Source organism: Candidatus Eisenbacteria bacterium (assembly GCA_018831195.1).
Classification (GTDB): Bacteria; Eisenbacteria; RBG-16-71-46; order CAIMUX01; family JAHJDP01; genus JAHJDP01.
Genome location: JAHJDP010000053.1, coordinates 1 through 12,008, shown reverse-complemented (window position 1 = coordinate 12,008; position 12,008 = coordinate 1). Strand labels below are relative to the sequence as shown.

At 51.4% G+C, this 12,008-nt stretch carries 12 protein-coding genes; 7 read left to right on the top strand and 5 right to left on the bottom strand.

The annotated features are described in order from the left end of the window. Positions 1 to 18 precede the first annotated feature (18 nt). Complete coding sequence (locus tag KJ970_10120) at positions 19 to 519, top strand: response regulator (protein ID MBU2691275.1); 501 nt, start codon at positions 19 to 21, stop codon at positions 517 to 519. Between the two features lie 56 nt (positions 520 to 575). Here the strand turns inward: KJ970_10120 and KJ970_10115 are convergent, their stop codons facing one another. Further along, positions 576 to 1,337, bottom strand: a complete 762-nt coding sequence (locus KJ970_10115; protein MBU2691274.1) for a hypothetical protein — start codon at positions 1,335 to 1,337, stop codon at positions 576 to 578. A 427-nt stretch (positions 1,338 to 1,764) separates the two neighbouring features. Here KJ970_10115 and KJ970_10110 point away from each other — a divergent pair, with 427 nt between their 5' ends. Then, positions 1,765 to 3,309 carry a B12-binding domain-containing radical SAM protein gene (locus tag KJ970_10110; GenBank protein ID MBU2691273.1) on the top strand — a complete coding sequence of 515 codons (1,545 nt, stop codon included), beginning with the start codon at positions 1,765 to 1,767 and terminating at the stop codon, positions 3,307 to 3,309. On the opposite strand, the gene KJ970_10105 is transcribed toward KJ970_10110, so the two are convergent. Genes KJ970_10105 through KJ970_10090 form a run of 4 tightly spaced genes read right to left on the bottom strand, consistent with a single transcriptional unit; the run spans position 3,306 to position 6,768 of the window. Next, entirely contained in the window at positions 3,306 to 3,935 is a 630-nt protein-coding gene (locus KJ970_10105) for a hypothetical protein (GenBank protein MBU2691272.1), read from the bottom strand. The genes KJ970_10110 and KJ970_10105 overlap by 4 nt on opposite strands. A gap of 30 nt (positions 3,936 to 3,965) precedes the next feature. Next, complete coding sequence (locus KJ970_10100) at positions 3,966 to 4,823, bottom strand: hypothetical protein (GenBank protein MBU2691271.1); 858 nt, start codon at positions 4,821 to 4,823, stop codon at positions 3,966 to 3,968. Between the two features lie 4 nt (positions 4,824 to 4,827). Beyond that, a complete protein-coding gene (locus KJ970_10095; GenBank protein ID MBU2691270.1) occupies positions 4,828 to 5,472 on the bottom strand; it encodes a hypothetical protein in 645 nt (214 codons plus the stop codon). 51 nt (positions 5,473 to 5,523) lie between these two features. Then, positions 5,524 to 6,768, bottom strand: a complete 1,245-nt coding sequence (locus KJ970_10090; GenBank protein ID MBU2691269.1) for a hypothetical protein — start codon at positions 6,766 to 6,768, stop codon at positions 5,524 to 5,526. A 225-nt stretch (positions 6,769 to 6,993) separates the two neighbouring features. Between KJ970_10090 and KJ970_10085 the strand changes: the two genes are divergently transcribed. From KJ970_10085 to KJ970_10065, 5 genes are all read left to right on the top strand, one after another. Beyond that, the gene (locus tag KJ970_10085) at positions 6,994 to 7,983 is read left to right on the top strand and encodes a dihydroorotate dehydrogenase-like protein (protein ID MBU2691268.1); all 990 of its coding nucleotides are present in this window, start codon (positions 6,994 to 6,996) and stop codon (positions 7,981 to 7,983) included. A 274-nt stretch (positions 7,984 to 8,257) separates the two neighbouring features. After that, a complete protein-coding gene (locus tag KJ970_10080; protein ID MBU2691267.1) occupies positions 8,258 to 8,737 on the top strand; it encodes a hypothetical protein in 480 nt (159 codons plus the stop codon). A 62-nt stretch (positions 8,738 to 8,799) separates the two neighbouring features. After that, positions 8,800 to 9,282 (top strand): hypothetical protein, encoded by a 483-nt coding sequence (locus KJ970_10075; GenBank protein ID MBU2691266.1) that lies wholly within the window; start codon positions 8,800 to 8,802, stop codon positions 9,280 to 9,282. Next, on the top strand, positions 9,279 to 10,061 hold the full coding sequence (locus KJ970_10070) for a hypothetical protein (GenBank protein ID MBU2691265.1): 783 nt from the start codon (positions 9,279 to 9,281) through the stop codon (positions 10,059 to 10,061). The genes KJ970_10075 and KJ970_10070 overlap by 4 nt, the downstream gene beginning before the upstream one ends. A gap of 253 nt (positions 10,062 to 10,314) precedes the next feature. Beyond that, a complete protein-coding gene (locus tag KJ970_10065) occupies positions 10,315 to 11,907 on the top strand; it encodes a hypothetical protein (GenBank protein MBU2691264.1) in 1,593 nt (530 codons plus the stop codon). The last annotated feature ends 101 nt before the right edge of the window (positions 11,908 to 12,008 follow it).

Sequence of the window (12,008 nt, the reverse complement as noted above, 5' to 3'; positions counted from 1 at the left end):
GGAGGATGGCCGGGGGAGTTGGACATTGAACTTGTCGATAGCAAGGTTGGAAGGGGAACCCAGTTTGATGTCTTTATACCGATCCATGGCGGGCATGTCGAATCTGATAGCGAAGAAAGTTCAAGACCGATCTATGATGCGGGGAGAAAACGAATCCTCTTTGTGGATGCTGAAAGGTCTATCCTTGATCTGGCAAAGATATCCTTGGAAAAATCGGGTTATGATGTCACAGTTTTTGAGGACAGCCGCTTAGCCTTGGAGGCCTTTCGGAAGGATCCAGATGAGTATGATATTCTTGTGACCGATCAGACAATGCCCGGATTAGTCGGTTCTGATCTGGCCAAGGCGGTTCTGGAGATCCGCCCGGGGTTGCCGGTTATTCTTTGCTCAGGTTATAGCAAGGCGATCTCAGAGGATATGGCTGACTCCATGGGCATCAAGGGGTATCTCTTCAAACCGGTGTCGAGAGAAGTGCTTTCCAATACCATCCGGCAGATCTTTGAGGCGAGAGCCGCATAAGAGAAAACCCGGCAGAATCTGAAATGAGGCCTTCTGCCGGGTCTTTTCTAGGAAGATCAGGGTCTTACTTGTACTTCATCGGAACCGGAGAATGTCGTTCCATCCAGCCGGTTACCAGTCAAAGTGAGCAGAGTGCTGGGAACCTCCAGTATCGCCTCCACTAAGGATTCATCAAACTTGGCAACCAACTCCCCACGATTATCCGCTTTTGTCCAGGTCACGGGAATACCGTTCAATGTGATCGAAGAGGTGTCGACGGCAGAGTATGGAACCTCGGCATGAACCGTTATCTCGCCGCTCTGAGTGGTGTTGAGTATAAACGTCTGAGGGGCGACCTGGACCAACACTTCATCATCTTCCGTCAATGGGAGGGTTCCTTGGAATTGCGATGCGCTGGAACGTCCCCCATTGGGACCTCGCCGGCCAGGATAGTGCGGACCCGGGAGGTTTGGGCGAAGTGTTAAAAGAAGCTCATATTGTTCCGGAGTGAGGATTTCCTGCAACCTCAATTCGAAGTCCTGGCGTAGAAGCTGAGCCGCCTCGATAGCCTCTTCCATCGTCATTTCACCCGCATGCACCAGTCCTCGCAACTCTCGCAACGCCGTGGCCAATTCCTTCAATGCGGCCTGCAATTCCAAGACCTGCTCTTCAGAGAGTCCCAACGTGTCCGCGAGATGGCTCCACCGATTAACCGGGTGGTCTGTCTGACCCTGGATATCCAGCTGCGGATTGGCATCGAATAAAGCTTCATCCAGTTGGGTCGTTTGGGTCCTGGTCTCTTCCGTCGCAACCGGATTATCCGTTCCACAGCCACTCATCGAGAATAGGAATAAAAACAGTCCAACCAAATGAAGGAACCAACGCGTCGAATTAACCTCTTTCCATCCCAAGCCTTTTCGCATCATTTTCCCCTTTCTTTAATATCGCATATGTGCCGGCCCCAAAATCCTCTGGGCGTGCCCGTATTGGATCGCTGTATGAACAGAGTCGTACAGCTGTGTGTCCCTCCATGGTCAACTTGCATCGCGGGCGGAATTCATCATTCGGCTCGTCGCCACTAACCCACGAAACGACAACTCAATACGGCTTGCCGCTCAGACAATGCTCTTCTGACAGAGATCCATATCTCAAGAACCGTGCCGGGCATTCCACGAAACGAGGGGGGATGCAAATAGACCAATTTGCCAGAGAACCTGAAAGTAAGGTATAATAAAAAATTGCGTTGCAATGGCTCCGGAGGATTCTATGCGCGTTGCCTTCGTCGATGACACCGTTCGCTTTTCAATCCCCTTGGGAATCACGGGGATCGCCGCCGTGTTGCGCGGGGCCGGACATGAGGTCAGCCTCACTGTGATCGGCAGTCATCCAGAGGAAGCGATCAGCCGGCTTGCGGCGATTCAACCTGATATCGTCGCCTTCAGTATCATGTCCGGAAGTCATCAAGCCGTTCTGCGATTCGCCACAAGCCTAAAGGAGCAATTTTCTGTCCCGACAGTATGGGGAGGACCCCATCCAACCTTCTTCCCGGAAATGATAGAGCATCCATGTGTGGACGCTGTTTGTCTCGGTGAAGGGGAGGAGGCCATGGCCCTCTTGGCCGATCGATTCGACCGTGAGGGCAGGACCATCCCGACCGATGTGCGCGGTTTTTGGGTCAAGAGGGAAAAGGAGATTTTTAAAAATCCCATTCTGCCCCGGAATAAAAAACTGGACGAGCTTCCATTTCCCGCGAGGGATCTTTACCTTGATCAATTCCCGATTCTCCATAAGCACGGGATCAAGCACTTTATGGCCCATCGGGGATGCCCTTACAAGTGCACCTACTGCTTCAACGACAGCTACAATCAAATGTACAAGGATCAAGTGGATGACCGGAGTATATTCAGTTCAAGATCCGCTGATTCGATTTGTGACGAAATTCTTGACGTTCGGGAGCAAACCCCGCTGAAGATGGTCGCATTCGTTGATGACGTCTTTACACTGAATCGCCGGTGGACGTTGGAATTTTGCCGTATCTACACACAGAGATGCCGGATTCCCTTCAGCATTAATGCCCGATTCGACAATGTGGATGGGGAGATGGTGGAAGCTTTGGCGGAAGCTGGATTGCGGCTCGTGTATGCCGGGATAGAATCCGGTGATGAGACTATTCGCAATCAGGTGATGAAGAGAAAAATGGATTTGGAGTCTATTTACAAGGCCGCCGAGTTATATAAAAAGAATAAGATCAAACTTTTAACCGAGAATATTCTTGGCGTTCCGGGCGAGACCTTTGACACGGCGATGAACACCCTCAAGGTTAATCAGAAGGTGCGGCCGAATGTGGCCAACGCATCGATATTTACGCCCTATCCGAAGCTGAAGATGACGCAGTATGCCATTGAGAATGGGTACTTTGATGGGGATTTTGACCGCCTTAATCACAACTACTATCATGATTCAATTCTGAGTTTTAACAGTGAAATAGATAAGCGACGGATTCTCAATTTGCGATGTTTCTTTAGCGTGCTGGCCAGGCATCCCGGGCTGTATGGCTTCGTGCGGCCGCTTTTGGATTCGAAGCCCAATATCATATTCCGGTGGTTCGGCGATCTGGCCGACGGTTTCTATTTAAAGCGATGCATAGCCTACGGATTCGGCCCTGGTGAATTTATGCGGACGCTTGTGCATTTTTTAAAATCCTACCGGCAGGGATCCAACGGAGGGAAGACGATCAATGCCAAGCAGCCGGATCTTGTGTCTAACGAAAGCCGGAGAGACCAGACGCATTCACCGACAGGTCAAAACTAGATTCCGGTTCCTCCGGTCCCTGTGAGGAGTCTGACCCAATCAATCAGGAAGTTGACCCGCCCCAACAGCAGTGAAATACGACCCATCACCGTAAAACCGAAGGTTGCACCAAAACCGATCATGAGGGTCCAAATACCGACGCGCGTGGCTCCACCAAAGACCCCCTTGTGAGGTGTGCTGAAGAAGAAGTAGGCGATCCCGCAGAGCACGGTAATGGCGATGAGGAGATTGGTGAGGAGTATTCCCGCAAATCCTACCGGGCGCATGGTCGCGTGGATCTGCTGAAGGACATAGGTCTGCAGCATCAAGGGGATCGCGGCTCCACTGCCGACACCGAGAATATAGGCCATCGGAATCCGGGAAATCCATCCAATTTTGCCAAAGAGACGGGTAAAGAGCAGTATTCCGAGCAGGCAAGGGAATAGTGGCAGGAAATTCCCTTCCCGAAATGGGATGATCACTTTGGCTGTAAAGCTTTGATTGTATAAAATGACGATCCAGTAACCGGCCGAAACACCAACAGCCAGGTGTTCCGCAAAACGATAGAAGGGATTCTCTTTGTATAAGAAAGAGAAGATGCACAGAGTCAAAAAGGCGGCAATCGATGTCAAAATGACTTGAGACATTCGCTATCTTCCCATGGCCCGTGGGCCCGCCTATGCTTCTTCCGTGAGGTGCCGGGCCCGCCGGCGCTCCACCAGAAAGGCGATATTGCCCAATAGAATAAATATTATAATCAAGGCATGCGCCACGGATTGCACATCCATTCCCTTCCGGGCCACATTTCCTTGACCTATGAGGATTTCATACTCCGCGGCGCCCCGCAGCCCGCTGATGATGCCGAAAAGCTGCCCCGACTGAACATACTGGTAATAATTCGTCGCCATGACTGCCGCTGAGCCCAGGCCAAGGGGGAATTTATACCTCCCCTGACCATATATGATCCAGTAATCGATGCCGCTGGTGGCGTTAATTGTGAAGACCATGGAGACATCGTCATAGTTTTTGGTTTTTTTCATCATCGGAAGGCTGTCGAGCGAGGTGCCGTAGTAGTCGAGGGGGAAGGGTGTTCTAAAATTTTCACCCATCGTCATGATAACGATGGCGGGATAGGGTTGGTATCCGAGATAAACGTAATCCGAACCATACTCCTTGTCATATTCCCGGGCGACACGCGCAATCTCATCCTCTACCAAAGAGACACCGGTGGAGGAGAGACAGCAGGCAAGCACCCGCAGATTCCTTGAGAATGCATGCCGCAGCATCGCAAAGGCCATCGGCTCGAGTTCCGCAGCGGTGGAGGGATCATACTCCAATGGGAACATCACGATCTCACCCGGTTGCATCGCCTCAATTCGATCATAGACCGCTTGAACCTCGGGCGTGATTTTGATAGGGAGGCCGAAGGGGAAAAGCGCCGGGACTAGAACAGCGATAAAGACAAACAGATAGAGTATGCGCCGGTCGATCGCCAGCATATGCTCATACCAATGTTTTTTATGAACTTCGGCCAAGATTCTATCCCCTAAGATGCGGCGCCTCGATACCGAGGACGACCTTTAGCGCCGTGGCGGCGCCGCCGAGACCCAATCCGACATAGATGGCCCGCTTTGCGGCGAGATTCGGAACATTCAAAAGCCAGTCAGAGATCGCGGTGACTCCGGGAATGGTGATTGATCCGATCTTGACGGTCGGCCAGATGATTTCTCCCAGGGGTACCCGGCCGAGCATGACGATGATGGCTGAAATGAGAAGTATCGACGCCAGAACCGACCGGCCACGGAAAGAGCGGTAGGCCGCCGACGCAATGTAAAACGCCAAAAGGGCGAACATTGTCGCTTGGACGGGATTGAGGACCGTAAAATAGGCCTGAACAAAGGGAGAGCCCATTCCCTGTCCCCAAAAACCGAGGATGACCATGCCGAAGAGCCCCACAAGCAGGGCGATGCTGTAGGGCCAATTGCGTTCTCTGGTCTTGAGCTTATCCGTATGCTGGCGTAAAAGACCGAGAATGCCGAGCATGATGGCAAACACACCGACAATGATCAACCAATCCATCAGCGTTTCATAAATATGTGCGGAAAGCCGGTGGGGAGAATAATATTGGAGGGCAAGAAATAGGCCCGTCACCATGGTGATGATAAGAGGGACTTCCCGCTTCATGATCTATGCCTCATGACCTGAACCTCGCGGCTTCCTCAAGCGTTCTTGAATTTACTGCGTTGCAAAAAAATCAACAAAAGCATTCCAACCAAAAGTGGCGGCGAGAACGCCGAGAACGATCAGGATCATCATCGCCGCCTTGCCCCAATCCTGTCCCTTCAGCGTTCCCAACAACGGCGGTTCGCGGGATAGATAGGCGCTCGCCGCATAAAGTTCCTCTCCAATAAGAGTGTAATCACATGCGGCGACAAAGAAGGGGATTTGGATGATCTCATCGGTGCCGGCGATTTGGATCGATCCGGCAATATTGCCTGTTTCCGCTAAAATGAGACTCTCCGCGTAAAACTTGCCTATATAGAAATTGGTCGCCGGTTTTTCGCGGATCATGAGACCGTTGACGGCGGCGACATAGGAAAATTGATCCTGTGTAACGAAAAAGACGTCATCCTCTTTATACATATCGGGATAACCGGCATCGAGGTAGGCCGACTTGACGACGTCTTGAGCAATAGTCATGACCATTGGGTCGTAACAGGGAACCCGGACATTTGTTTGATACTCGGCCGTTTTATGTGCGATCCGGCCCAGCATGGTGAAGGCCGCCAGCGTCGCAACGTCTCCCGCTACCCCGAGACCGGGGACAAAGAGAATCGGCCGGCCCATTTCGGTGGCGCGACCGATGGCCTCATCGACGGCGGCGAGACCAGGAATCGGCCGGATATAGAGTTCTTTTCCGGCTCGCGCCCGCTGAATGAGAAAGAGAACCGAGCCGCCGAAGAGGATCATGAAGATGAGGAGCACGGTCTTTCGCGTGTCGAATACCTGGCCGCTGGCCTTCACCGGCCCAACCACGGGCGTCAGGGCGGTGCTCCTGTCATCGCCGCGGGCCTCAACTATGTAATAGAAGGAGACCCCGTCATCCGCGGTGTCATCGGTATATTCCGAGATCCCGGGAAGAACGATGTCAATTTCATTGAAGCCGGTCTGGGGGTGCGGGGACCGAAGGATTCCATAGGTGAGCAGCAGAACACCGGGTTCTTCACCGATCTCCGGGATCCGATCATTCGGACTCAGCTCCCAGGTCAGCGTGATCGAGCCTCCGGGATCGTTGGGCGTGTCATAAGCTGCGAGAGCGGTGGGGGGCTCAATCGCGGCGGATGGAAGGGGAAAAAACGCCGACACGAGAAAGACAAGATATAAGGCAGGGATCAAGGCGAGTGGGGGAACCGAACGATACCATCGATGTTGATTCTGACGCATTCCCGCGACCTCTTTCGTAAAAACCCTCTTCAACATCTCAACATCTCCAGAGCCATCAGACTACAGAAGGAACAGGGATAGGTCAACCAAGTAGTATGGTGATTTGGAAAGGAGAAGGACAACTGGAAGATAGACTCGATCCGGCCGATCTGATAATTTATTGAAGTTCGCCGTGAAGAAAAACCCCGGAATTCTCATAAACCATTCCCTTGGAGAAATCCGGCAATGGCATGTCACTAAACAGGATGACGGAGTGATATAATGAGCGATCTAAAAACCTCTTATATGGGAGTTTCCATCAAGAATCCTATCGTTGTGGCGGCGTCGACCTTTTCCAGCAATCTCGATCGTGTGAAGGAGATCGAAGAAAAGGGTGCGGGAGCTCTTGTCATCCGCTCCATTTTTGAGGAACAGATTCTCCATGAAATCAATGTGATGGAGGAAAATCTCATACCTGGAGAGGCTCTCTCTCATGAAGCCTCCACCTACCTGCCGTCGCTCGAGCATGCCGGCGCCAAGGCGCATCTTCTGCAGGTCGAGGAGATCAGAAAAGCGGTAAAGATGCCCTTGATCGGCAGCGTCAATGCTGTGTCTTCGGGAAGCTGGGTCGATTATACAAAGCAGCTGGCGGAAACCGGAGTTGATGCCATCGAATTGAATTTCTATGCCGTCGAAGTTGATCTGAAGAGGCCGGCCCAACTTGTCGAGCAGAAGCTCTTTGACACGTTCGAGGCGATTCATAAGACTGTCAACCTGCCGATGGCAGTGAAGCTGAGTCCCTTCTACTCGGCGGTGGGGAATGTCGTCGCTGAGTTGGAGAGGCGCGGCGCCGACGGTGTTGTTCTATTTAACCGTTTCTTCCAACCCGATATCAATATTGAGACCGAGGTCCTTGAACGACGGATTACATGGAGTCGTTCAGTTGACGCGCTGCTTCCACTGCGCTGGATCGCCCTGTTGTATGGATGGGTTAAGTTGGATCTCATCGCCAACAGCGGGGTGGACAAGCCCGCCGATGTTGTGAAGTTTTTACTGGCCGGAGCCACGGCCGTGCAGACCGCCACCGCTCTTTACAAGCATGGCGTCTCCTACATCGAGACCCTCCTTGCGGGACTGGAGGAATGGATGGAGAGCAAGGGATATTCAAATATTGATGCTTTTAGGGGTAAGATCAGTCAATCTGATGTTCAATATAACCGTTATAATTACGAGAGGGCGCAATACGTCGATTTAATACTGTCTCAAGAGTAATTCTGAAGAATTGGTTCCCTGCTATCCGGCCTCACGGTCCACTTCAAGCGATGGGTTCAACCGCAGGCACTGCATATCCCACAATACTTTAGGGATATATCATATGTATACACTGTAACATTTATGTGGCGTTTGACACAGCATGGGGATAACCGATTCTAAGGTTCTTTGGCCTCGAAGCCGAAGGATGGGGAGAGTCTTCAGATAGCCGTAATATGCGCACGCCATATTGGGCTTAATGGGGATGAGTCCGTTTAAGGAGAAAGGTGAAATCATGGTTGCCAGACTGATCGTTGCAATTCTCTGTACGGCATTTGTTGCAACCGGTGTTTCGGCCGGAACAACAGCCAATCACACGGTTACGGTTACCGTGGCCGCCATAAACGAGGTCGCCATCGTGGGTGGAAACGTGACTTTGACCATTGATTCAGCTACCGCGGGTAGCCAACCGGACGACGCCACCGACGCCACGACGTCCGATCTGAATTGGACGACGAATGAAGCCAGTAAAAAAATTACCGTTGCCACCGATCTTGCTGATCCAGATTTTACATTGAAAGTTGTGGCCGCCAACGTCGCAGGAGGAACCGCTGCCGCACAGGTAACTTTATCTACAATAGCCGCGGATTTTGTCACGGGAATCTCAACGACAGTTGGAACCTGTGATCTATCTTATACGGCCAGTGCGACGGCGGCACAGGGAACAGGCAGCGATGTGCATACGGTGACCTATACGATCACGGCGGAGTCGTAGATTTGTAACTTGTACTAAAGTGGGATATCACCCTGCGATTTTCCCCATGGATGGGGTTCGATATGAGGACAAAGCGGCTTCTTGCGGCGGTGCTCCTATGCGCCGCGATTTCATCGCCGGCTCCCGCCGTTGATATTTCTCTTCTCGGGAACTGGGTTGAACGTATAGGGGCCAAGGGCCAATTCTCAAGATTCAACGAACAATTCAAGTCGACCTATGAAAGCTCGGTAGACGAGATCATTCTCAATATCACCAATACCGGGGGACACGCCGACAGGTGGCGCGTTGATGTGCGCCGCAGTGACACCAACTGGTCTGATTCCTTGGTTCTGTGGATCAAGCGAACGGGTCCCGGGGTCGGTACGGGGTCCATTACAGAGGGAACATTCTATCAGGAAGTCACAATCAATGATATGGCCCTCTTCTCAGGCGCCGGCGACCGAAGCGGTATTACCATCCGGCTCCGAATAACCGGTATCTCAGCTTCTCTAACACCCAACAATTATCTTACTTCAGTTATTTACACTGTGGTGGACTTGCCATGAAAGCTATGTTGTTAGGAATTCTTATGCCCCTTCCGGTCTTTGCCGGTTCAATCAGTGTCGATGGTCCCTTGGCGTACGATGTTCAATCGCGTCCGGGGCAGACGCATCATGGGGTCATCATTATACAAAACAACAGTGAAGAATATCAGGAGATCATTGCCTACCAGCGTGATTATTTGTTCTATGCTGATGGGAGCAATCTATATGGGGAACCAGGGTCAGAAGAAAGATCAAACGGCGACTGGATCACTTTTGCCCCGCCTCAATTTACGATCCAACCGGAAGGATCTCAGCCCATTGCCTGGACAATGACAGTCCCTGAAGGAAAAGATTTGAGAGGGTCCTATTGGAGCCTGTTGATGGTCGAGCCGATCGCGCACTATTCAAGACAGAATCCCCAAAATGGAGAACTTTTACTCACCTCCGTCGTACGTTATGGAATACAACTCACCACAACCGTGGGGGTGGATGGAAGATATGATCTATTATTCAATTCGTTGGATGCTGTTTGGGGTGACAGTGATGCGAGGATCCAACTTGATGTTGAGAACACCGGAGAAGTCAAGCTGGTGCCTTCTGTATGGGTGGAAATCTTCAATTGGGATGGGGTCTCTCAAGGCCGCTTCCAAGGAGGCCAGAAGCGAATCTATCCGGAGTGTTCAGCCCGGTTTAGCGTCGGGATACCAAAACTTCCCGATGGCCGCTACACTGCACTGATTGTTGCAGACAATGGCGACGATCATGTGTTTGGCTCGAAACTTGAGCTGCAAATCGAATAGCATATTTCTATCTCTTCTGATTTTATTCTTTCTCTCATCGGTCGGGATGGGGGCGGATCTTTCTGTTGCGCTCAGAGATAAAAAAACTATCAAGGTGAGTCCGGGCCAGGTTGCTACTCTTTGTTTTACCTTAACAAACAATCAAGAAAAGGCGCTTTCCCTCAATGAAAATATAATCATTCCGGATGGATGGTCCAACATTCTGCCCGCTGGCGTACTTACCTTATCCGCCGGGGAACAACACTCACGCATAGTGGCTATCGGCGTTTCAAGAAAGGCGGCGGCGGGACATTACAAGATTGAATACTCTCTTGAAAATCTCAATGATACGGGGCTGATGGAAAAGACCTATGCTGAAATAGATGTTCCGGAGGCTCCTGGTTTTATTTTGAATATTGAGCAGCAGTCCGGATGTATCGTCGCAGGAGATATCTTTCAAGTCACGGCGGCGGTTACAAACACAGGAAACGCCTCCCTCGACCTCTCATTCAGGGCGGATGTGGATCGCGGCGCATATATAAAAGCTCAGCCTGGCTCCATCAACCTCGATCCGAGCGAAACACAACTTGTACGTTATAAAGTCGAGACATGCAATGAGGGGTGGGATGGGGGGATCTCCACAGTTTGGCTAATGGCCTATGGACGAGCCCCGGGGGGGCGGCAAATTCAGGAAAAAGCCTGGTGTGCGTGTGAAATCGTATCAAATGCAGGAGATGAAAAGCAGTTTCGGACGGTTCCTAGTCAGTTATCTCTGAATGGTCTGTCCGGATATGAAGTAGTGATTGGACAAGCTGAGCTTTCCGGTCTGGGTCGGATGAGCGATCGCTATAGGATTGATTACTTGGCTCGTGGACCCGACGCATGGGAAGCCGTTCCCTTTGCTGAACCGGAAGAGTATCGAATGTCAATACGGTCCGATCGCCTGGAATTGTTGGCGGGGGATCGAACGTGGCGGCTATCAAAACTCATGAATGAGCAGCGATATGGACGAGGCGCCGGCGTTGTTGTCCGGCCCTGGAAGCTGGAAACCGGGGCGTATATTCTGCGCTCCCGGTGGGAAGAACGAGGCACCGAAATTGGAAGCGCTTGGATGAAGGCGCCACTCACATCCAAATTCGACCTCCAGCTAAGCGCCATCCGCAAGACCATTCATTTTGATGCAGACGAAATAAAATTTGACGGCCTGAGCCTATCGAGTGATCTACGACTGCAAGAAAATGTTCACTTTTATTTGGAGTATGGAATTGGTGGAGATGATGGCTATGAAGCAGCGGCCAATATCCTTAGTGCGGCTGGCTTTCTGGGGCAACTAGAGGGCTCAGTCTTTGAGAGGTTTCGGTATTCACTCATCAAGATTCGCTCGGATCCCAAGTTTTATGGACACTACCATGATATTGAAGAAACCAGAGGATTCCTTTCTGGAATGCTTCTTCGGGGCCGAACCAATGTGCGCATGCATGTTGCGGCGCAGCAGGCGACGAGAAATCTTGGAAAACGTCCGGAGTTTGGCCTGGCAATCCAGGATCTCAAGTTGATAACTGGGATTGATTTGAATCTTGAGAATCATTGGTTCACGCGCCTCTCTGTCGGACATGGAATAAGGGATGATCTCTTGCCGGGGAGCTTGTATGAGATAAAGGAATATCTAGCGCGAGTCTCTACAGGAAGATACTCCGGTATGTCCGGTTTTACATTGGATGGGCAAACAGGAATCCAACATGATGTAGAAACAAACGCGGATACACATACTAAAAGCGCCGGATTTAACATCAATCTGCGATCCGCCATTGGCCCGGGACTCTCCCTTGAGGCGTCCCCAGTTTTCTTGGACACCGAATTGGGGTAAAACCAAGGAAACAAGGAGGGGAAGATGTCCAGGAAAAGAGAGGGTTCAAACAAGCAGGAAGGTGCTGGGAGAGGATTGACGGTGCAAGCGGAGGGAGCCCG